18 protein-coding genes are annotated in these 23,186 nt (G+C 44.4%); 3 read left to right on the forward strand and 15 right to left on the reverse strand.

Annotated features, from left to right (window positions below; all coding sequences use genetic code 11):
- Nucleotides 1-26: 26 nt before the first annotated feature.
- The 6 genes from K401_RS0126130 to K401_RS0126155 form a co-directional block, all read right to left on the reverse strand.
- Nucleotides 27-1,208, reverse strand: coding sequence for a sugar ABC transporter substrate-binding protein (locus K401_RS0126130; protein WP_024295717.1), 1,182 nt, complete (start codon nt 1,206-1,208; stop codon nt 27-29).
- A gap of 527 nt (nt 1,209-1,735) precedes the next feature.
- On the reverse strand, nt 1,736-2,488 hold the full coding sequence (locus K401_RS0126135; RefSeq protein WP_242842333.1) for an HAD family hydrolase: 753 nt from the start codon (nt 2,486-2,488) through the stop codon (nt 1,736-1,738).
- On the reverse strand, nt 2,463-3,668 hold the full coding sequence (gene nagA / locus K401_RS0126140) for an N-acetylglucosamine-6-phosphate deacetylase (protein ID WP_024295719.1): 1,206 nt from the start codon (nt 3,666-3,668) through the stop codon (nt 2,463-2,465). Before nagA ends, K401_RS0126135 begins: the two co-directional genes overlap by 26 nt.
- Nucleotides 3,669-3,675: 7 nt before the next feature.
- A complete protein-coding gene (locus K401_RS0126145; protein ID WP_024295720.1) occupies nt 3,676-4,998 on the reverse strand; it encodes a family 4 glycosyl hydrolase in 1,323 nt (440 codons plus the stop codon).
- A gap of 83 nt (nt 4,999-5,081) precedes the next feature.
- The gene (locus tag K401_RS0126150) at nt 5,082-6,488 is read right to left on the reverse strand and encodes a class-II fumarase/aspartase family protein (RefSeq protein WP_024295721.1); all 1,407 of its coding nucleotides are present in this window, start codon (nt 6,486-6,488) and stop codon (nt 5,082-5,084) included.
- 10 nt (nt 6,489-6,498) lie between these two features.
- Entirely contained in the window at nt 6,499-8,073 is a 1,575-nt protein-coding gene (locus K401_RS0126155) for a PTS transporter subunit EIIC (protein ID WP_024295722.1), read from the reverse strand.
- Between the two features lie 181 nt (nt 8,074-8,254).
- Between K401_RS0126155 and K401_RS0126160 the strand changes: the two genes are divergently transcribed.
- Nucleotides 8,255-9,802 (forward strand): helix-turn-helix domain-containing protein, encoded by a 1,548-nt coding sequence (locus tag K401_RS0126160; RefSeq protein ID WP_024295723.1) that lies wholly within the window; start codon nt 8,255-8,257, stop codon nt 9,800-9,802.
- 160 nt (nt 9,803-9,962) lie between these two features.
- Here K401_RS0126160 and K401_RS0126165 read toward each other — a convergent pair whose 3' ends face one another.
- The 3 genes from K401_RS0126165 to K401_RS0126185 form a co-directional block, all read right to left on the reverse strand.
- The gene (locus K401_RS0126165) at nt 9,963-11,150 is read right to left on the reverse strand and encodes a phosphopentomutase (RefSeq protein WP_024295724.1); all 1,188 of its coding nucleotides are present in this window, start codon (nt 11,148-11,150) and stop codon (nt 9,963-9,965) included.
- 514 nt (nt 11,151-11,664) lie between these two features.
- Entirely contained in the window at nt 11,665-13,275 is a 1,611-nt protein-coding gene (locus K401_RS0126180; protein ID WP_051464099.1) for a LolA-like protein, read from the reverse strand.
- A 20-nt stretch (nt 13,276-13,295) separates the two neighbouring features.
- Nucleotides 13,296-13,805 carry an RNA polymerase sigma factor gene (locus tag K401_RS0126185; RefSeq protein WP_027352312.1) on the reverse strand — a complete coding sequence of 170 codons (510 nt, stop codon included), beginning with the start codon at nt 13,803-13,805 and terminating at the stop codon, nt 13,296-13,298.
- Between the two features lie 513 nt (nt 13,806-14,318).
- On the opposite strand from K401_RS0126185, the gene K401_RS0126195 reads away from it, so the two are divergent.
- Together K401_RS0126195 and K401_RS0126200 are read left to right on the forward strand one after the other, a co-directional pair.
- Nucleotides 14,319-14,678: a winged helix-turn-helix transcriptional regulator gene (locus tag K401_RS0126195; protein WP_024295727.1), complete on the forward strand. Its 360-nt coding sequence runs from the start codon at nt 14,319-14,321 to the stop codon at nt 14,676-14,678.
- 88 nt (nt 14,679-14,766) lie between these two features.
- The gene (locus tag K401_RS0126200) at nt 14,767-15,186 is read left to right on the forward strand and encodes a pyridoxamine 5'-phosphate oxidase family protein (RefSeq protein ID WP_034620499.1); all 420 of its coding nucleotides are present in this window, start codon (nt 14,767-14,769) and stop codon (nt 15,184-15,186) included.
- Nucleotides 15,187-15,224: 38 nt separating this feature from the next.
- Here K401_RS0126200 and rpoN read toward each other — a convergent pair whose 3' ends face one another.
- From rpoN to K401_RS0126230, 6 genes are all read right to left on the reverse strand, one after another.
- The gene (rpoN, locus tag K401_RS0126205; protein WP_024295729.1) at nt 15,225-16,595 is read right to left on the reverse strand and encodes an RNA polymerase factor sigma-54; all 1,371 of its coding nucleotides are present in this window, start codon (nt 16,593-16,595) and stop codon (nt 15,225-15,227) included.
- Between the two features lie 200 nt (nt 16,596-16,795).
- On the reverse strand, nt 16,796-17,824 hold the full coding sequence (locus K401_RS0126210; protein ID WP_024295730.1) for a 1-aminocyclopropane-1-carboxylate deaminase/D-cysteine desulfhydrase: 1,029 nt from the start codon (nt 17,822-17,824) through the stop codon (nt 16,796-16,798).
- Between the two features lie 111 nt (nt 17,825-17,935).
- Nucleotides 17,936-18,193, reverse strand: coding sequence for a glutaredoxin (locus tag K401_RS0126215; protein ID WP_024295731.1), 258 nt, complete (start codon nt 18,191-18,193; stop codon nt 17,936-17,938).
- 18 nt (nt 18,194-18,211) lie between these two features.
- Complete coding sequence (locus K401_RS0126220) at nt 18,212-19,486, reverse strand: dicarboxylate/amino acid:cation symporter (protein ID WP_024295732.1); 1,275 nt, start codon at nt 19,484-19,486, stop codon at nt 18,212-18,214.
- Nucleotides 19,487-19,547: 61 nt separating this feature from the next.
- Nucleotides 19,548-20,723 carry a MalY/PatB family protein gene (locus K401_RS0126225; RefSeq protein ID WP_024295733.1) on the reverse strand — a complete coding sequence of 392 codons (1,176 nt, stop codon included), beginning with the start codon at nt 20,721-20,723 and terminating at the stop codon, nt 19,548-19,550.
- A 225-nt stretch (nt 20,724-20,948) separates the two neighbouring features.
- Nucleotides 20,949-23,033 (reverse strand): sigma 54-interacting transcriptional regulator, encoded by a 2,085-nt coding sequence (locus tag K401_RS0126230; protein ID WP_027352311.1) that lies wholly within the window; start codon nt 23,031-23,033, stop codon nt 20,949-20,951.
- Nucleotides 23,034-23,186: the final 153 nt, after the last annotated feature.

Consider the following 23,186-nt stretch of genomic DNA (forward strand, 5'->3'; position numbering starts at 1 on the left):
ATTATGTATTGAATACAGAGCATTTTTTAATTTACATAGTTGTTCTTGATCGCATCGGTATATAAAGCGCCCTTTGGATCTTCGGCATCGCCCCAACCATCAATGATACTTCCCAAATCACTCATGGTGGTCTGAGCAGTAAGCTGAGTTGTTTCAATGTTGCATGCATTTAAGTTAAAGTAATCAGGAGTCTCTTCGCCCATAAATTTCAGAGCCAGAAGGCGGGCATCTACAATGCCGATCAGCTTCGGATCAACAGCTGCAGTAGATTTCCATACGTCAGGATTCTTAACCATTAACTGAATGTCGTCGTTGGATACATCGATGGTGTACATAGGAATATCCGTACGTCCGGCATCGTTTAATGCCTGTAAAACACCCTTTGCCAGCTCATCATAGCAGCCCCAGATGGCATCTACGGAACCTTCCGGATACTTTGGAAGAATAGCGGCTGTCTTGTTGGTCATATCGCCGCGGGCATTAGCTGAATCAGACGGTGCAATCACTTCCAGAGTCTGGATCTTGCCTTCTGCTTCCAGCTTGGTATAGATTTCGTTACGTCTGTCAAGAGGCGGGATTCCAGGGCCCATAAAGGTCTTTAAAACTTTCATCGGGTATTTTCCGCCTTTTGCTTCAAATTCCTTCATCATGTAACCAAGAGAAAGCTCGGCCAGCGCCTGATCGTTCTGAGCCGTAGAGGTTACTCCGGAAAGAAGCTCACCGCTTGCATCGCCGCCCTTAAATGGCATGGTATCAAAGGTTACTACTTCCATTCCCTTGTCTCTGGCAGGCTTTAACATGTCGTAGGAATAGGACAGCTGTCCGTGAGATACGATAATTCCCTGATAATCCTTTGCAATGACCTGAGCTACAGTCTCCTGAGCCTTTGCATCATCGCCATCCGTTACAAAGGTGTCTACGGTCCAGCCAAATTTCTTGCCTTCCGATACACAGCCGTCTAAGAACTGCTGGGTATGGTCTCCTGCTGCAAGGTTCCGCACAACGGCAATTTTCTTTCCTGCCAGAGAGCCTGTGGACTGGGCATTTTCTACCTTCTCCGCCGCAGTCGTCTGATCGGTCTTAGCAGCTTCCGTCTTTGCTTCCGTGGTTGCCGGAGCAGCTGTTGTTGCGGATGTGCCGCTGCTGCCGCATGCAGTGATTGACAGTACCATTGCTGCCGCAAGCACCATTGCTAACTTCTTTTTCATAAAGTAAACCTCCTTTAAAAATATATTATATAGTTTTCTATTCCGGACACACCAACCTGTCCTTCCTGTAGAAATTGTAGCATATTGTATCCGGTTTTGCAATATTTTTATTTGATTTTATTTATTTATTTTGTTTTATATTGTATTCATTTGTGATTTTTGTTGTTTTGTGTCCTATTCAATATTTGATTTTCAATATTATATATATTCATCCATCTTCTTCCAGATAAAACAGTATTAAATCAATAAACAATATTTGCAATCAAATTTATCATTGTTTTACTTGTGTTCAAATTGATGTATTAGTTGTTTGGGCACTCCCCATTCTTCCATAGCCTTGTTCTTGCAGTCAAGCGGATATTCCCAATGACCGAGGGGCAAAAAGGAGAAATGACACCCAGCCAGCCGCGATCCAGCAAAAGCTGTTCTGGCTGGCTGGGTGTCATTTCCCCTTTGCCATTATGCATTATAATAGGAAGTTTCCGAAAAAATATGGAGACCGACCTTTAAAGATTATCAAAAATCTCTTAAGGCATTGATAAATATTCCGCCACATCCTCCACAATCATTGCGGCAGCAGCCCGAACCTCCGGATCCGCCCGGCGTAATGCGGCGCCTCCGTAGTCCCTTATCATTTGTATGTCATTGGCGCTGTCACCAATGACCCTTATTTCATCAAATCCGCCCCAATGCCTTGAAACCAAATCCACTGCAGCCGACTTATTTACGCCTTTCGCCACAATATCTCCATTCCACACGTTTGCGTAAGCGGAAATCAATGGGAACCTGGCGTTTAACCGGGCACACAATTCTCTGATCCACACCTTATCCTGCCTGCGTCTGTGAATTTGAAGGATCTCCTTAAGACCATCGATCTGGTCTATGGAAACCTGCTCCTTGCAGGGCTTCTGGGTGGTGATGCCGGAGCCTGAGAGGACATTAACCTTGGCCCTTCGCATGGACACGCCGCTCCCTTCCTCCCCAAGGCCATGGAGGAACCGAAGCACCTCCTTAGCCGCAGCATCGTCTATGGTTCTGCAAAACAGTTCTTCCCCTGTTCCGTCTAAAATCAAAGCGCCGTTGTTGAGTATGAGAGCATCGGGTTTTAAAGAGTATTTCTCCAAAAAACCACGGATAGAGGTCTCATTTCGTCCAGTCGCAATGATAAACAGGTTCCCTGCCTCCTGCCACTCCCTAATTGCCTCTAAGTTTTCAGGGCTGATACAGCCGTCTATATACAAGGTCCTGTCAAAGTCACTTACAGCACATTTCATCCCCATCCCGCATCTCCTTTCCCCGGCAGAATACGCTGACCAGGTTTAAATCAGAATCCACAACTGTAAGATCCCCGTCTTTGCCGGGTGCTATGCTGCCTTTCCTGTCATCCACATGAATATACCGGGCAGGATTTAAGCTGGTCATCCGCATGATATCAAACCAGTCCACACGGGTATGTTTTGCCATATTCTGAACAGAACCAATGTAACTCAGTTCTATCTCCCTGACTGCCTGATAATCCTTTGGATCCAGCCACTCCACTCTGCCGTCATAGTGCTCGATCCTCACCTGGTCTCCAGCCTTTATGAACTTCATTTTCCGGACATAATGGTCAAATTCCGTCTGGGTCTGGGCAAGGCCGCTGCAGTCGGTGGTCATGATGATCCGCTCACTGCCCTTGATCCGGAAAGCGATATCAAATGCTTCATGAGACACGGTCATACCTGTCTGCTTGGCAAATTCGCACATCATATCATCAAAATACAGAGCCGCACCCGCCACTCCCGGTTCCCGGTGATGGAATCCGCGCATTCCGCTGAACATATGGGTAACTCCACCCACACCGGCATCCTTTATCTCCTTAATCTGGGAGAAGGTGGCTCCGCTGTGGCCAATGGAAGTCTGTATCCCATGGCTTTTGCAGAATTCCAGCACCTCTCTTGCCCCCTCCTGTTCCACGGCAATGGTCATATAGCGGCAAAGTTCCTTGTTCCGAAAGCTGTTGTAAATTTCCTTCATCACTTCAAGCCTTGGCAAAATACAGCATTCCTCACGCTGCATCCCCCGGTATTGGGGATTGATAAAGGGTCCTTCTAAATGGACTCCCAGCATTTCAGCGCCTGGAAAACCTGCTTCAAAGGCATCGTCTGCAGCTTTGATACAGCGCTTGATTTCTGATATGGTATCTGCTCCTGAAGTTGCCAGATAAGAAGTGACCCCGGCATAAGGAAGGGTACGGCACATCTCCCTTAATGCTCCGGAACTTTTTTCAAACCAAAAAGAACCTGTGGCCCAGCCGTGAATATGGATATCAATAAATCCGGGCAGGATGATGTAATCGGAAAAATCCTCATATGCCCCTGTAAACTCCTTATGCAATGCTTTGATCTTTCCATGTTCTATTTCTAAAAATCCGTCAAATTCCTCATGTTCAAGAATGATATGTTTTGAATAAAGTACCATGATCCACCTACCTTAATGTCCAATAATCTTTGTTTGCAGCCATCAGGTCATCAAGCACCGCTTTTGCCTTAGAAGGGTCCACCACAGTGCGGTTTAAGGTCAGGGCCATCAGCGCTTTTGTATAATCTTTTTCCATAAATGCTTCCACTGTCAACAGCTCATAGGCATATTGTCCTTCCATTAACCCTTTGTAATAAAGCTTTATTGACCCAAAAGGATATCCCTTTGCCCCCTCCTTTCCAATGGTTCCCGCTACCTCTACTATTGCTTCCGGTTCAAAGTTATCAATGATCCCCTGGTTTTTCACCATCACAATAAATTCATTGTTTAAGTCATACGCAATGGATTCCGCCACCTCCACCATCAGGTTCCCAAACACGCTGTTGGTAAGCATTTCCAGTCCATCCATCCGGTCCTTTCCCACAGCCCGTGCACACAGTTCGAAAACTTCCTTTTCCCTGGAATCCCTGGATTCATCGGCACGGGTGTAATCCGGATCGCTTTCAGCCACGATCTCATCCGGAAACATGTAATACTGCAAATAGGTGGTAGGAATGTATTCATCCATCAGCTTCATGTATTTGTTCACCCTTACATAAGTATCCAGCCATGACTTGGAACGCTGTTCCGCATTAAAGGGCTTAAAATCATGATCCTTTAAATAGGAACGTAAGGCATCAAAGTAATCATTTTCCTCCGCATCCTTAAGCTCCGTAAACCATCCGAAATGGTTCAATCCAAAATAACGCGCCCGAAGTCTTTCCTGGGGCACACCAAGAATCTTGGAATAGCTCTTCATCAGGGAATAGGGCTGGTCGCAGAGGTTTAAAATGCGCTTATCATCAGGAAACAGCCTGTCAAGCCCTAAGGCCACAATGGCGGCAGGATTGGTATAGTTTAAGATCCAGGTATCCCTGGAATAGGAACGGACCTTTTCCACCATTTGCTTCATGGCTCCCAGGGAACGCATCCCATAGGCAAATCCGCCGGGGCCGCAGGTTTCCTGTCCAACCAGCCCGTAGCGCAAAGGGATCTTTTCATCCAGGGAACGCATCTTAGTCTTTCCCACCCGCATCTGGCAGAAAACAAAATCGGTTTCCCTGTATGCTTCATCCTCATCCGTGGTAAACACTGCCTGGCATTCAGGATAATAGCACTTTAACACCAAACGGTCATAATCCTCCATCAATCCCATGCGCTCCTTATCGATATCATAGAAGATGATTTTTGAAAGAGGAAAACGTTCCTTATAATTGACCAGTGTCCCCACAAGTGCAGGCACCCGGGCACTTCCTGCTCCGGAAATCGTAATCACATGTTGTTTTCTCATGTTACTCTCCTTGTATTCTTAATGATGAAAGGGAATGCCGCAAAATACTGCCACATCCCCTTATTTGAATAAATACTGCCCCTTTATTGGTCAGCCGCAGCCTCCCTGTCACCGCCATTCTCTTTCGGCTCCAGTGTTCTCTTTAATTTCTCAGCCCTTTTTAGCGCCTTCTGCCCCATCTCTTCTGCAAGTACGCTGCAAAGCCCTGTATAATTTGCAGGATCGATCATGGATTTCAGCTCATCTGCCGTAAACATGGAAGCCAGTGTTACATCCTCTGTCAGTACATGATAATAATCCTTCCCTTCCAGCTCCGTTTCCATGGCTTTCTCGTACATGAGCTCATGGGCCCTGTCCTTGCCGATTTTTTCAGCCACATTCATCATTACAAATTCGCTGTTATCAAGTCCCTGATTTAAATTCACATTTTTAAGCATCTGCTCTTTGTTGATCTGCAGGGTCCGGCTCAGCTCCTCGGCCCGGATCAGTACCTCGGCAGTCAGCTGAAGTCCTTCCTCCATAATGCCGTCAAACAGCATATAGGAGCTGCTGTCTCCCTCAAACATCCGCACAGCAGAGTATAATCCCACAGCGGGAAGGGAGTAAAGCTTCTGGGAATTGGCGATGATCCCCTTGGAAAGCTTGGGATTGATCTTCTGAGGCATAGTGGAGCTGCCGATGGTTCCAGGTGTAAAGGATTCGCTGACTTCTGAAAACTCTTCGATTCCAGTATAATAAACCTCTTCTGCCATTTTGTGAAAGGTATTGCATAAGAGCGCCAGATTCATTAAATATTCCAGCTTCATCTGGCTCATATTCCGGCTGGGCACCTCCATGGAACCCATTCCCAGTTTCCTGGCAACCCGTTCCTGAATCCTGGGACCTGCAAGGCCAGGGGCATGAAAGCCTCCCGCAGCCCCTCCCATCATGGTCACGAATACCCGCTTCTCGCTTTCCTCCAATCGCTCTAAGGAGGTGAGAAGCTCGCTGATCCAGACAGAAACCTTATACCCATAGGTGATGGGTATGGCATGCCTGCCATGAGTTCTCCCAGCCATAACTGTATCCCTATGGTCACGGGCCTGCCTGCCTAAGCTTTCCAGGATATCTGCAAGAAAGCTTTTGAAAACAGAATTTACCTGCTTTGCAATATAAAGCTGGGAGGTCTGCTGGATATTCTGAGTGGTGACTCCGTAATGGACATATTTCCCCCCTTCTCCCCTGCACGCTTTTACCAGCACTTTTACAAAGGGAACAAACCCATGGCCCACCCTGGCTTTGATCTGCTCCATTTCATTTAAGTCCAGATCCTCAAGCCGGACCGCCCCAATGTCCCTGGCAGCCTCCATGGGAATAAAGCCCTCCTCTGCCTGGGAAAGTGCCAGAGCTGCCTCCACCTTCAGCCACGTCTCGTATTTGACTGTTTCGCCTAACAGTTTTTTAATTCCTCTGTCATCCAGTTTACTCTTAGAATCATAGAAAGCTCTCATCGTACACCCCTTATTTTTTCATAGCATCGTCTACCGCATGACGGACAAATTCCACATGAGGCCCAAAAACAACGTGAATGTGATCCGTTGACGGGAAGAAGATGCCCGCACAGCCGGAATCCTTGATTTTGATCTGATCTACCTTGGAAGGATCCTTTAAGTCAACCCGCAGGCGGGAAATGCAGTTTTCCACACTCAGAATATTGTCCTTGCCGCCCAGGCCTTTGATGACGATTTCAGCGATCGCCGGCCAGTTCTTTTCCTTCAGCAGAACACTTGCGGATTCTTCAATTTCAAATCCTTCCCGTCCCGGTGTTTCCAGATTATATTTTTCAATAAACCATTTGAATACAAAGTAAAACACAACAAAGTTCCCGATTCCCAAAAGAATGAGATTGAACCAATGAGTATTTTCATACAAAAGTCCAAAAATTCCAAAATCAAAAATTGTACCCCTGATATAGCCGATGGAGATATGAAGCATTTGATATGGAATGGAACCAATGCCGCTCATAACACAGTACAGAATGAACAGCGGCGGTGAAATAAACAGGAATGAAAATTCCAGCGGCTCTGTGATATTCCCTAAAAACGCAGTCAAACAGCAGGTAAGGATCACACCCTTTGCAATCTTTCTGTTTTTCAGATAGGAGGTGCGGTACATGGCCAGGCCAACAGCCGGCACCCGGAACAGAGTGGTCAGCATCTGTGCGCCTCCTAAATAGCTGGTAAGGGTGGGCATGAGCTGGCCCCAGTATTCGCTGCCGGGCCCTAAGTTAAACAAAACTTCATTGGTTGCATTGAGGATTCCCACATATTCGGTTCCGTTGATCATATAGGTTCCGCCTGCCTCAGTAAAACGTACCATTGAGGAAAGAACATGATGTAAGCCAAATGGAATCAACGCACGGTTTAAGGCGTAATAAATGGCGTTTCCTATGTACGGCGTTGTAAAAATAAAGGAAATGCTGATGAGAAAATTGGTCAGCAGATTCCAGAATACGGGGATGATGAGACCGATGGGAATCATTAATCCAAAAGTGATGATGGGAATGGATTTCTTTCCCCCAAAGAATGCAAATGCAAGGGGAAGCTCCAGACGGTAGAACCGGTCCGCTACCTTGGCAGCCACCAAACCTGAGATCAGGCCCCCAAGCGCCTCAATCTTTAAGGTCTGAATGCCAAGAACGGTCCCCTGCCCCACTTGAGCCGCGATCTCCGGATCAGCCAGGGTTCCCGTCTGCTTCAGATAAACACTCATGACCACATTTAAGGTCAAATAGCCCACAACCGACGAAAAAACGGCGATTCCTTTTTCATTCTTTGCCATTCCCTGGGCAACGCCCATGGCAAACAGCAATGGAATATTGTTAAAAACAATGCTTGTAATGGTCTGTAAACTGGATAAGATAAGCTTTAAAACCTGACTTCCCAAAAACGGGAATTTCTCTATCATGTAAGACTGCCCTAATGCACTGCAAATACCCATAACCATACCAATAGGGGCGAGAAGCGCGATTGGCAGAAGGAGAGACCGCCCAAACGTTTGGATGCCGTCTTTCCAGCTAGACTTTTTATTGCTCATATTTTTTCCCTTCCTTTGTTATGACATTGTGGTTTTTTAAGGCGCCTTTGAAACTGTGTTCATTATGGCAGATTCGATCAGTTGCTTCAAGGCAAAAAAATTACATTTTATTGTTGCGTTTAGCTGCCCTTAAATTTATAATGAAACCATTACAGCCACAACGGCACAGGAGGAACACACTATGGGATTAAGCTACAGCGATTTAAGCCTGCTTCGTTTTCTGCAAAAAAGGCAGCGCATTTCCTTATCAAAGGTGGCCCTGCAGTTTCAAAAGGATGAAATATCCATACGGCGGACTATTGAACGGATCAATCTTTTCTCTCCAGAGCCAATGGTGGAAATACAAAAAGGCTTCTGCCTAAGCCGTTTAAGCTACAAGGAATTTGTGGATTTTATCCAGCAGATTACCATGGGCGATTATACCAGTTCTTACATCGAGCGGATCCGCGTCATGATTGTGACCATTTTTTTCAACGGCTATGTCAACGCTTCTTCCCTGTATGAATATTGGGGGCTTTCCCTGACCACGAAAAAGCAGGATACCGCCCATCTCCGTCAATTTTTGTCCAGGCACGGCCTGTCCCTTCTCACCTTAAAGAAAAAAGGACTTACCATTGAAGGTGATGAGCTGCAGTTAAGGTTTCTTGTGATCGACATCCTTCACCCTTTGCTGGAATTTACAGCAGAAAACAGGATCGAGGCCCGTTATGCCAACACTCCTCTGGAAAAACAAAGCTATGATCTGGCGGGCACCTATTTACAGCCAGTGTCCCGCCAGGCAGTGGAACAGCTGAATTCCTTTTTAACAGAATACAACTTGTCCCTGAACTACCCTTCCAAAAAGTTTCTTCTGCTGTTTATCTGCATCATGGAAATCCGGCCTGTTGATGAATCCATGGACTTTTGCTACCGGCTGCCCCTGGCGCCGCTTAATATCCGCTTCGTTGACGGCCTTCGGGAAAACAAGCTGTACAATGTGGCTTTCAGCATGATGAACTTTTCCCGGAGCCTGGATTTTCCCTTTGACAAACGATTGTGGCATACCACGGAACAGTTTACGGAACAGGTGGTGAATCATTTAAAAACCCCCTTTACCATCCAGGAAGAATTTATCAATGAGCTATACAGCTATTTCTACCGGGAGATCACCCTGAACCACTTCCATTGTACCTTTGTGGACAAAACCGTAGAAAATACGAAAGAACAGTTTTCATATCTGTATGAAACCATCAGAAAATATGAGGTGTACTTTAAGGCCTCCTACAATTTTTCCTTTATGGACGAACACGTTTCCACCCTGACCCTGCTGGTGCAAAAACACATCCTGCGCAACCGGACCATAACCCGGCATTATAAGAAAATCGTGGTGATGACCAGCATCAACTTTGAACGGGTCAGCTTTTTTCTGGAGCAGACAAAGGAATATGTAGAGCTGCAATGGATGGGCACTCTGAACATTAACGAAATCCATAAGCTGAAAGGCATGGATTATGATTACATCTTTTGTTTCTCATCCCGTATTTTTAACCTCCTTAACAGCCAGGACCTTCCTGTCATCCGCATGAATTTCTTTGTGGACAGCAGTGATATGGAAACCCTTTTGGCACACGGCTTTTCAACACGGAAGCACCGCTTCTTAACCGCCAGCTTTGTGTCGGAAATCGGCGGAAAAAGCGAGCCTGAGATAGAAGCTTATTTAAAGGAAAATTACGGGGATTACTTTGTGTAAAACGGATGGTGAGGGCATACTCCCCCATGGGAAATATCAAAAAAAGCACCTGACTTTGTTTCTGATGAATGACATGAAAATCATCCCAGAAAAAATCAAGTGCTGTCTTTTTATTTTTACTTTTGTTTACGCAGGTGAATCCTCCGGACATCTGGAGTTCCTAAAGCAATTCCTCCATGGGTTCACCGATCATATTCTCAGCTTTATGCAAACCGAAATTATCCAATACGGTCGCTCCGATCACTGCAAAGGTATCCCGTTCTCTTAATTCCCCGCAATGATCATAGGACGGTGAATAGGCCAGTAACGGCACTTTTTCCTTTGTATGATCGCTTCCCTTGTAAGTAGGATCATTGCCATGGTCTGCCGTAATCAGCAGTAAATCGTCTTCCTTTAAGAGAGGAAGAAGTTCTCCCAGCTTTTCATCAAACCGCTCCAGTTCCGCACCATATCCCAAGGGATCCCGGCGGTGTCCCCAGAGAGCATCAAAATCCACCAGATTCACAAAGCACAACCCGTTAAAATCTCTTTTTGCGAGCTCTATGGTCTGTTCCATACCATGAACACTGCTTTGGGACTTGTTGCCTTCTGTGAGCCCTTCGCCGTCGAAAATATCATAGATCTTTCCTACACTGATCACATCCAGGCCTGCATCCTTTAATATATTGAGGGCTGTGGTGCCAAAGGGCTTTAAGGCGTAATCATGACGGTTGGCAGTCCTCTTAAACTCGCCCTTTTTCATGCCTACATAAGGCCTTGCAATCACTCTGCCCACCTTCCATTCGTCCCTTAAGGTCAGTTCTCTTGCAATTTCACAGCAGCGGTAAAGCTCCTGCAGGCCAAAGGTTTCCTCATTGGCGCAGATCTGAAGAACCGAATCAGCAGAAGTATAAACGATCATGTCACCGGTGGCTATCTGATGCTCTCCCAGTTCATCCATGATTTCCGTACCGCTGGCGGATTTATTTCCCACAATTTTATGTCCGGTGCGCTTTTCCAATTCATCTAACAGTTCCTTTGGGAAGCCTGTTTCCGTAAAGGTTTTGAAAGGCTTTGTAATGTAAAGGCCCATCATCTCCCAATGACCTGTCATGGTGTCTTTTCCAACACTGGCTTCATTCAGCTTTCCATAATACGCCATAGGCTCAGCCACAGGCTTTACATGATTTAAGGGACGTAAATTCCCCAAACCAAACTTTTCCATATTAGGCAGGTTTAAATGATCCACGGAAGCATCAATATGCCCAAGTGTATCACTGCCCTCATCATCGTACTGGGCGGCATTATCCATGGCGCCTATTCCTAAAGAATCAATAACAACTACAAAAACACGTTTAAATCGTTTCATATTCCCTCCCTGCAGATTCATTAAATGATCCGTTCCCTGCAGCCGCAAACAGCAATCTTCCAGGAATTCATCATGAGCTCGCTCCATGCGCAGCCCTGTTCATATTATGGACGCTTGTCTGCCTGCCCTGTGCGGGACTTCTTCCCTGGAAAAGGCTGTAACAGAAATCGTCAAAATTGTTGCAGCCTGTCTTCCGGTTATATTTGCATTGCGGAGCAGAGCAAGGTTCTCCATTTCTCCACAAATTACGTGAACCGTTTCGTGCAGCTCCTTATTGGAGTTTACCCCGGCCTCATAATAAAATACGTAACCGGAGCGGACACTCCTTCATGGTATTTTATCTGCTGCCCGTCTGCACCTGCATGCTCATTCGGCATGGGTTATATACTATATCTTTACTCCTTTATTATACAATTTCAGAGAATTTTTGCAATCCTTTTCTCTGTTTTCACAAAAATGTCCCTTATGTCCTCTTTTGATATTACACGTTACAAGACCATACACTTATTAAAGTTTATGATCCAGCAGGATCATATCCGACCACAGTCCAGATACCGGTATCATCCTTGCGTATAAGACGTTTTAAATAAACGTACTTTGCAACAGATTTGTCATCCTTGATTTCTGCAACCGCATCAATCCCGTTATTGGAAATGATTTCGATGTTTTCATAAGCAATGGGATAATCTCCCACAATGCCTTCCGGCGACAAAAGCAGACTTGCAAATACCTGGGACACAAAAACCGGATCCAGCTTCCATGGAGAGTGGCCTGCATCAACGCTCTTCTGCTCATTCTCTTCCACTGATTGGTCCACTTCAACCTTAATCTGCGGTTCTCCGGTATGTTCACCACGTTCCGGTATCACTACCTTTCCTTGGGACAGGCCCTCTGCAAAAATGGCCAATTTATCTAAGGGTACAGCTCCAAGTATACGGTATTCCATGCCGCCCTCCTGCCAGCGAATTGATTGGGTCTCCTCTATAGTTATGATTTCAGCCTTATTTTCATTCACAGCTCCAAGAATTGCCGCAGAAGACGGCACAAGTGCTTCTGATGCTTCCGACTGGACCAGGAGAATGGTGTCCTCTAAATCTCCGTTTGAGTAATACAGCTTGATTGCCCCCTGCTCTTTTTCAACGGCAATCCGATTCAATGTGTACCCTTCTGCTGTCTGATCCGGAAGCTCGGGCATAAAGCCGGCCAGCCTTTCTGCTTCTTCAAGAGAAGCAACCTCCTGTTCCTCATTCGTATCAACCGTTTCGTAACCCTCCGGCGTATCATAGGCAAGAAGGTTCCGGGGAATTTCATCAATGAATTCCATTGAGGTGTATTCTGCCTTGATCTGGACTGCATTCTGCATTGCCGAAACTCTTTGCAGAGGCAGGTCTGTCTCATCATCAACCCAGAGAAAATATGGGTCCCCTCCTTCCGGAGTGATTTGAAGCTTTGTGGCATCTCTTCCACTGATGACCTCCGGACCAATTGTTTTAACTGTCTGTGCCCTTGAAACATTGTTAATTTCATTTCCAAGCTCAAAGGTAAACCGGAACCCATCGGGAAATGCAGGTAAAAGGTAAGCTGCCTTTTCCTCCGGCCGAAGCTGCCACTTCTGTTTCCCATTGTTGGCTGTTACGGTTCCTTTGGAAGTCCCTTCAAGGTCTAAAATATAGTAATTCCCATTCTTATCTGCCCACACCTCTCTTTTTGACTGGGTTATGGTTTCCCCTAATCCGTTGGTCTCACTTACTTCTATGATTCCATGATAGGCCTGGATCCCCTTCATTGCCTTTTCCATCGCATATACGATACCAGCGTCCCTGTTGGGAAGGAAATAGTAGGCTGTCACAAAAAGCAGTATGGCTGCAGCAGCGGAAGTACAGAGCAATGCATATTTTCTGAACGGGTTTCTTTTTGACTTTTCTCTCCCTGTTACGGAATTTACAAGACGCTGCTGGAATGAATCATCCGGATATTCGATTTCCCGGAGTGTTCTGACTTTTCTTACGGTTTCAAACAGAATCTCATCCTCTTTTTCTTCCTCCTGTAATCTGGTTATGTGCTCCCTGGGCGTCTTACCGGCATTTAAATTATCAATGTATTGGGATAATTTCCTTTCATCCATTCTCATCTTTCCTCCTTACCTTATACTGTTTCCAGGATCTTCGCCAGGGTCTTTACCGCGCGCAGCTGTAAAACGCGGACAGCTCCTTCACTTTTCTGCATCAGCTTCGCAGTTTCAGCAACCGTATACCCTTTGATGATCCTTAATTCAATAACCGTCTGCTGTTCCTTGGTCAGACAGCCCATGGCCTCTTCTATCCGGCTCCTTTCGGTCAGTGAATCCGCAAAATCCTCCAGGGCGATCTCTTCCGGCTTCACATCTTCTATATTGACACTGCTGTTCCGCCTTTTTTTCGCCCTCCATTGATCTCGAATGACATTCATTGCTATGATCTTTAAATATTTTTTGCATTCAAGGATGGTAACATCATTCCTGTTTAAAAAAGAAATCGCCTTTACATAGGTTTCCTGTGTTATATCCTCCGCTTCTTCGCGATTTTGGACTTTATAATAAATGAAGCCATACAGCTCCCGCCAGGTATCCGCGCAAAGTTTTTCAATCATTTCCCTGTTGTTTTGTCTGTTCCTCATTCCTGCCTCCATACTGTTGCAACATGCATCCTATATTTTAACCGAATCAGTTAAGGCAAGCTCCACCTGACAAACAGCGATAGCTGCTATTCGGTTATGCCCGGTAAAGCGGGGCAGAGCCTCCCCCGCACTATCGGGGACGCTGTGAGCAAGTAACAAAGCGGATTTCGAATTTCCGCTTGACTGGCTGTTGTAATCCGGATCATGGTACGTACATACATAAAGACGCTTACGGCATACAAAATGTTACGCGCAATTTTATTTTTTTGTAAATTACTATATGCTGAAACAACTTATTTATCAATGTTTATCATACCCCATTCCAAATCTGCAAAATAACAAGACTTTTCGTATTCACATCACCGTTGACAAAAACAATGGGAGGAATTAGGATGTCTGTAATGGTGACCGCGGCTGATGTGTTGATCAGAATCGAATCTATTGGGGAGTCCTGGCACAGGAAATTGGGAAATCACCAAAACACAAATAAATGAAAGGTTTGCAGGTGACGATATGAAAATACGCGATGTATACACTTGCCCCTTGGAATTGACCCATGATATTACAAAAGGGAAGTGGAAACCCATCATTTTATGGCAGCTTGGAAAAGGCGTTATGTCTTTGTCCCAGCTTGAGAAAGACATTAAGGGCATTAATCAGAAAATGCTTCTTGAACAGCTAAAAGAACTGTTGGATTACGGAATGATAGCCAAGCATTCCTTTGAGGGATATCCGTTAAAAGTTGAATACTATTTGACTGAACGAGGCAAAAAGCTGTTGGATGCCATTACGATCATGCAAACCATAGGCATTGACATTATGAAAGAAAATGACATGGCTGACTTCTTAAAAGAAAACGGTTTTATAGACTAGGCATACCCACAAAAATGTGTGTAATTTACTGTCAGCTTTTTTTGTGTTATAGTTTTTCCACAGATAAATTCAGGAGGGATATAAGATGATGAGAGATGCAGTGCAGACCATCGGCAATTTAATCGATAAGCAGGGAGTTTCTTTTATAAGCTCCTTGGATGAGGATGGCTTTCCCAATACAAAGGCAATGCTGCCGCCAAGAAAACGGGATGGGATCAAAACCTTTTATTTTACTACAAATACGTCTTCCATGCGGGCCGCTCAATTTCACAGGAATCCAAAGGCATGTATTTATTTTTGTGACAAACGTTTTTTCCGGGGGGTTATGTTAAAGGGTACCATGGAAGTCTTAGAGGATGAAGAAAGCAAGGAAATGATCTGGCAAGAAGGTGATACCATGTATTATCCCAAAGGCGTTACTGATCCGGATTATTGTGTTTTAAAGTTTACAGCCCAGACAGGCCGGTACTATGCCAATTTCAGTTCTGAAAACTTTGTTATTGACTGATCCCTTTGTACAATTCAAAAGAGTCAACCAAAACTATATTAGTTGACTCTTTTATTGATATCATTTTTCACTTTCCGATCAAAGCTGCCGGGAATGCCTATGTCTTCACGATATTTGGCTATAACCCTGCGGGAAAGGTCAACCCCCTTCTTACCCAGTAATTCTGCCAGCTTTGAATCACTATATGGCTTTTCTTTATTCTCTCCATCCACCAGTTCCCGTATGAATTGTTTAACACCATCCGAATTAATCAAGCTGCCGTCATTTCCAGGAACTGGCGCTGAAAACAGATTTTTCATCAGAATGCAGCCTGCAGGAAACTGAAGATATTTATCTTTAACAGCACGGCTTATGGTTGAAGTACTGACTGACATCCTTTCTGCCGTTTGGGTCATGGTGCATGGTTTAAGCTTCCCTGAATACCGGAAAAACTCTTCCTGCTCTTCCAGTATTATATTTGTTATTTGAATAATCGTCTTACGTCTCTGTTCCACTGCATGAATCAGAAATCTCGCCCGCTCTAATTTTTTCTTAAAATATTCAAAAAGCTCCGGCTCTTTTACTTCAGCCATCATCTGGAGATAATAATCATTCAATTGATAACTCCCGCACCAATTATCATTGATTTCTATATTCCATTTCCCATCCGTGTCCATAGTAACGATAACATCCGGTATAATATATTGCTTTTGGCTCTCTCCGAACCCTTGCAGGGGCCTTGGATTTAATGTGCTGATAAGAGCAACATATCTCCTCGCCTGCGCAGAAGAGATATCAAGCGCACGGGTAATTGAACTGAGCTTTCCCTGAGATACATCTGTTAAATGATGAGAAATAATATATTTTAAGTTTTCATCATCCAATCCCAGTATTCCAATCTGAATTAATAAACATTCTTCCAGATTCTTTGCAAAAATACCGGCGGGTTCCAGCTTTTTTAAATCTATTAAACATTTTTCGATCACCCGCTCACTTGCACCCGTCAGTTGAGCGATCTCCGGAACCTCTAAATCTATAAACCCATTACTATCCAGGCTATGAATTAAAAAATCAATGACTTTCAATTCTTTATCCGGGTAACGATCCAAGGCCAGCTGATCATAAACGTGGCTATGAATATTTTTAGTGTTTGAGATTTCCAAATCCTGGTCGTTTGTTCCTATACCTTCTTCATAAAATCCGGCAGAATTAGTTAAAGGCTTACAGTAATTTGACCGATACCAGGTCTGATATTCTTCTTGATCATAAGATTCGGTCCCAGTATTAGTCTGTTCCAGCAACGGATTTTCCATATATTCATTTTCCATAAACCGGTTCAGCTCGTAATTGCATAATGCAAGCAATTCCAGGGAAGATATCTGGTTTTGAGACAATAACTGACGCTGTTCAACAGTTAATTTTTGTTTCATAGCCGCCTCCCTTCTTAATTGATCCGGTATATCACATTATAGTATTGCATTACAAATATAATACCATCTAAGTATATTACAAATCAAAATCCATATCAACTTATTTAATCTTGAAAAGAGCGAAGCTGTCCATCGCTCCGCTCATTTTCCCATCAAGAACGCCGCCTTTTAAAGGACTTGCTCTTATATCGTCCCTTTATTTAACCAAGAATTGTAACTCCATCAATTAATTCCTTTTCAAATTCCACCCTATGATGCTTCGTATATAATCCCGGCGCCCCTCCTGTATGAATCATGATGATCTTCTCACCTTTTCTGATTTTCCCCTCCTGAACCATATCAATGATTGCGGCAAAGCATTTACCTGTGTAGCACGGATCGAGTAAAACGGCTTCTTTTCCTGCCATCAGACAAATGGAATCCCTTACCTCCTTTGAAGGAAGATTATATCCGCCCCGGACATAATCCTTTTCAATATCAAAATCCTTTTGTCCGGCACTTATTTTCATTCCATATTTTTCTTTTACGCTGTCAAACAGTTCCACAATGGCCTTCTCTTTATCATCATCAAACGGAGAAATTGCCACACCGGTTAATTTCAGGCCGGAGTCTTCATTATTGAGCCCGCAATACAGTCCCATATAGGTACCCATACTGCCTACTGCAGAAATAACCCGTGCATCACCGATTCCCATGTCTGCCGCCTGCTTTGTGATCTCCACTGCACATTCATAATACCCAAGAATGCCTATATCATCTGAGCCTCCAAGGGGTATGTAGTAAACGGTTTCCCCCTGTGCCTCATATTTTCTGATTGCATCCCTGACCAGTTCTTTATACTGTTCCGCAGATGGACGGCCATCATCTTTTTTTATTATTACTTCAGCCCCCATCAACCGGTCCAATAATAAGTTTGCAGACAATTCTCCGGGATAATCCCCTATTGCAGCAATGGCACACCTCATATTATATTTAGCAGCCACTGCCGCTGTTAAACGTCCATGATTTGTTTGCACTCCGCCTTCAGTAACAAGCATCGTTGCCCCTTTATCCTGGGCTTCCTTTAAAATATACTCCAGCTTCCGAAGCTTATTGCCTCCCATGCCCAGACCAGTCATATCATCGCGCTTAAGGTAGAATTTAATCCCTAACTCTTCTGAGATATTTTTAAGATACTCCAAAGGAGTGGGTAAATTCAATAATGAGACTTTTTCCTGACCTAAAACCATAATCATACCTCCTCATACAGATGCTATTGCTTTTACTTCTAAACATATAACGAATTGCCTTAGACTTATTACTCAATATTTAAAAACAGAACCAATCACCTTCTATGAATATTACAGCTTTTCCAGCACTTCAGCCAGGCTTAAAGTTTTCGTTCCGTCTTCTAAAATAAAGAATGGAATCCCAATGCCGCCGCTTTTCTTAACCGCCTCATAAGCCGGCTCTGTTTCACGGGCAGCAAGATACGCTTTCAAGTCCTTTAAATCCGCTGACAAATTTTTGAAGTCCACATCAGCCTTCCCATCAATCAGTTTATACATTGCATACAGTGTGTCCGGACATAAGTGACTTCCGATGATTGTTACTTTCATGGTCATTCTTCCTTTCCTTTATGCGGTAACATCCGGATTTTCAACTAATTCTTCGCTGCTCCCTGTTAAGTGATTATTAATCCACTTTTTCCCTTCAACCATTCTGGCTACCATCATGGAGGCAATAGCATCACCAGATGAATTTAAGCAGGTAGCTGCAGGGTCAAACAGAAAACCTAACGTTGCAATCAGCGGAAATGCCTCCGGAGGAAAACCAAAAAGACCGACAATCAACATTTCACCTACCAGGCCGCCCCCCGGCGCTCCTGACAATACAAACGCAGACAAAATCGCTACAACAATTGACATGGCATAAGTTCCCACACCGGTAAACGGCTGATTAAATACTCCATACAAAAATGCAATCTTAACAATGGCGGATAACACCGAACCATCCATATGCATGGTTGCTCCCATGGGAAGAACAATTTCCCTAATATCCTTTGGGACTCCCATTTTGTCACATGCATCCAGATTCACCGGCAGGGTGGCCATTGAGCTTTGAGTTGCAAAAGCAGTCACTGCCGGAGTAGGAACAAATTTCAGCATACGGCGAATCCCTTCTTTTCCGCCTGCTATATAGGAATATAATGGAAAGAATATTACCACATAAACCAGGCAGAGCGGATAATACAAGATCATGGAACGGCCGTAATCACCAATCAGGCTCGGTCCAAACTCGCCTACTAAGTTGGCAAAATATGCGCCCAGGCCAATGGGAGCAAACTTCATGATCAAATTAACCATCTTCATGATGATATCATTTAAGTTTATTAGCATTTTTCCAACTGGACTCTCGTCACCGCCGCATGCACTGACACAGAATCCAAACATAACAGAAAAAATGATCAGCGGAAGCATGTTCTGACGGCTTAAAAGATCCGGAAAATCTGAAACAGTAAGAGCTCCGACAATCATGTCACCAGCCGAAGCGGCTTCTCCGACATCTGCTGCGCTCATGGCAATTGTGGTGTTTGCAGCAGGCGGAAAAATGTTCACTGCAAACAGAACAAGTACGGCTGCCACTGCGCCGGTGCCGATAAAAACAATAATGAGATTTACCAAAATACTCCCAAGGCGTTTCATATTTACCATGCTTCCCACTGCACTTGAAATAGAAACCAGGACCATTGGTACAACGATTGTAAACATCAGGTTAAGAAAAATATCACCGAGGGGTTTCACAATTGTAGCTTTCTCTCCTGCAACCAATCCGAAAACTGACCCAATTAAGATTCCCAACACCAATAAAATAGGGAACCGATAGCTTTTCCAAATATCACTTTTATTCATAAATTCACTTCTCCTTTTTACCCCATAATTTTGACTTTAAGTGACTTTCATCATTTTTATCTCACAGACGGTTTACCGCGGCCTCCAGCTGTTTCATGGCTTTTACAAGCACGCTTCGGGAGCATGCGGCATTTAACCTCATAAAACCTGAAAGACTGCGGCCAAAGGTATAACCTTCATTTAAGCCCAGCTTTGCTTCCTTGATCATGAACTTTCTTAACTGTTCATTATCCAGCCCCAATTCCCGGCAGTCCAGCCATACCAGATAAGTGGCATCCGGTATATTAGGTTTGATTTTCGGAATGTATTTCTCACAATAATCTTTGATAAAATCAAAGTTCTCAGAGAGATATGGGAGCAATTGCTCCAACCACTCCTCTCCCTCATTAAACGCCGCTTCCATTGCCACTGAGCTAAATGCATTGTTCCTGTGAATGTCTAAATTCATCCAGAACTTATCAAAGGCAGCCTTCATTTCCAGATTGGGGAAAACATTGGTTGATGCCTGCAATCCCGCAAGATTAAATGTCTTAGTACCGGAGATACAGCTTATGACATGATCTCTGGCTTCGTCAGATATCATGGCTGTCGGAATATGTTTCTTTCCATGAAACACCAGGTCAGAGTGTATTTCGTCAGAAACCATCAGCACATCATTGGCACGGCAAATTTCAAACATCTTCTCCAGCTGTTCTTTCCTCCAGACGATGCCAAGAGGATTATGGGGACTGCACAGAAGAAAGATTTTTACGTTGGGATCTTTTGCTTTCTCTTCGAAATCTGCAAAATCAATGGTCCAGCCTCCCTCCTGTTCAATCAGCTGATTTTCGACCACCTTTCTTTCCCATGCTTCTGTAATATCATAGAATTCAGAATACACAGGAGTCTGAATCATAACAGAGTCTCCCTCGTTAGTAAACACCTTGATAATGGAAGACAATGCAGGTACAACTCCTAAGCTCCAGCTCACCTTTTCCTTATCAATCTTCCAGCCATGTCTGCGAAGCTGCCAGCCAAGTATTGCATCAAAATAGGAGTCAGGCCGATATGTATATCCCCAGATCCCTTCCAAGGCTTTTTCCACACATGCATCAATGATTGGCTGTGCTGTCTGGAAATCCATATCTGCAACCCAAAGCGGAATCACATCCATGGTGCCAAACTTCTTCTGCCTCTCATCGTATTTTCCCGCGCGGTTTTTGCTTCTGTCAATCACGTTGTCAAAATTGTATTTCATATAAAGCTCCTTTCCATTTTATACTTTTATATTAGAGCAACACGTGTGCCAACTTTTCAGCCTAAAGAAAAATATTAATAAAAACGTAGAAAAGATCTGCAAACGCTACCTTTTCTACGTTTATTTTTTGCTATATCTTGTAACATTTTGGTGAGAAATGCAATTTTCATCTTTTTGGTTATTAATTGGTGGCTAATTGGTTTTAAATGGGTTTTAAATGGGTTGTTAATTAGTTATCCAATCAACTCCCTTTTTGGTAATATTGCTTCCGCCTCTGCCTTTTGTAACAGTTACGTAACCGTTTTCCTCTAACCTGCCTAATATTTTGCGCACCTGAGGCTGAGTTAACTTTATTTCACGCATCTGCGCCTCCAGCAGAATTTTTTCCCGTCCAATGGATTGTCCTCTACGCTCTGCGTCGTAAAGAATTTCCAGGATCACCTGCTCCTGCTGGGTGGGTGTGTGCAATATAGTTTCATATCGGGAAGGCTTTGTTGAAGTCCGTGGATTCAGCTCTTCCCCTTTGATCCCGTTTACCTCCTGTCTGTTTTTACGTATACGAAAAACCGGAGGCAGATCATCAATTGTTATTACCGTATGACCGGTAAAACACAAATAATCCACAACATTGCGCAGCTCCCGTATATTTCCCGGCCATTCATATTCCCGGAACAGTTCTTTAATATCATCACTTAGCCGAAAGCTTCCCCCCAGCTCTTTTCGAAAACTGTCCAGAATTAAAAATACATCTTCCTCTCTCTCCCGAAGGGGCGGGATTAACACCGGCAAGGCATTCAGTCTGTAATAAAGATCCTGCCTGAAAGTGCCTTCCGCTACTTTTTGTTCAAGCTCTTCATTGGTTGCAGCTACGATCCGCACGTCAACATGGATAATTTGATTTCCGCCGACCCGCATAATTTCACGTTCCTGCAAAACACGGAGCAGCTTTACCTGCAGGGCCGGGCTCATGCCTTCCACTTCGTCTAAAAACAGAGTCCCCTGATGGGCGAATTCAAACAGACCCGGACGGCCTCCCTTTTTCGCTCCTGTAAAGGCCCCTTCTTCATAACCGAACAGCTCACTCTCCAATAAATTCTCCGGCATAGCCGCACAGTTGATCGCCACAAAAGGCTGGTCCCTTCGCTTTGATGCGTTATGAACGGAGTGGGCAAACAGCTCCTTACCGGTCCCGGTTTCTCCAATTAACAAAACCGGAGATTCCGTACCGGCCATTTTATTTAAAATAAATTTAGTCTTTAATATGGGGGCAGACTGCCCGATCACATCGTCAAAACAATATTTAGCCCTATGCCCCTGGCCTTTTTTCATCAATTGAACCCGCAGCTCGTTCTGACGGCGCTCCATCTCATTAAACTTCTGCAAAATGGCAAATGCGCCGACACAGGCATCCCGCCTTAACACCGGGCGCACGTAAAGGCTGACTAAATTACCTGCAACTCTTACAACCTGGGGACTCGTTTCCTTTTTCTCTTCTAAGCATCTCCGGAACGGTATATAGGGAAACACTTCCTCTCCCGCCTTTGAAATGCCGAGATTTTCAGGCACCCGGGTGATATCGGCAGCATTTTTGTTGACCGCATAGATTTCTCCATGTTCATTTACAGCGATCACTCCCTGATCAAGTACTTCCATGAGAATATCAAACTGGCTCTCCAGTCTCCTGGAACGGTTAAACATCTCATCAAAATAGTAGGTATTGGTGCAAACCGACTCCTGATAACGTTTAAATTCAACTTCTTCCAGCAAATCGTCAAAACCAAGCCGGAATGCAGCCTCTATCATTGTATCAGACGAGCAGGTTCTCTGTCCCAGGTTTATAATTGTGGAAATTCCACTGGGCACATAGCGCTCTTCATCCGGAGTAACAGCAATCTCTGCCATTTCAGTCAGTTTGCTTCCCGGAGCATAGAGAATAAATTTTAAATGAGTAATTCCCAGCTGTTCCAGCTGCGTCACTGCTTCCCTTGCCATGACCTCAGTGATATTAACGTAAAGGACCTTCGTGCCCTTTGGAATCTCTTCCAGACGGCGAACAGCTTCCTTTAAATAAGTAACCTGAATTTCCATCCGCTGTGCTTCAGGCGGAATATACCGGTCCGGATCCCCCATGGCGTCAAAGGCATCCGTTGAGCCCATAAAAAGATCGCAGGGTTCCATATTTGCTGCCGTTCCATCCATCATGCTGTAGTTTCGTACAACGGCCCGTTCCCCAAATACTGACCGCACCTGCCTGGCATATGCTTTTCCAGCAAATGGATCCAATGCAATAACCGCAATACTTTTTTTCATGCTTTACCTTCCTGTGACAATACAAGCTCCCAACATCAGTTCAAAATACGCTTTTTTTGATGTCTCTAGTATAGCATAGCAAAAAAGGCAGGTAAAGATAGTACCAACACATCTTTCAGGCAGCAGGCAGACCGTTTCAGCATCTATCACGCC

Source organism: Lacrimispora indolis DSM 755 (assembly GCF_000526995.1).
GTDB classification, from domain to species: domain Bacteria; phylum Bacillota; class Clostridia; order Lachnospirales; family Lachnospiraceae; genus Lacrimispora; species Lacrimispora indolis.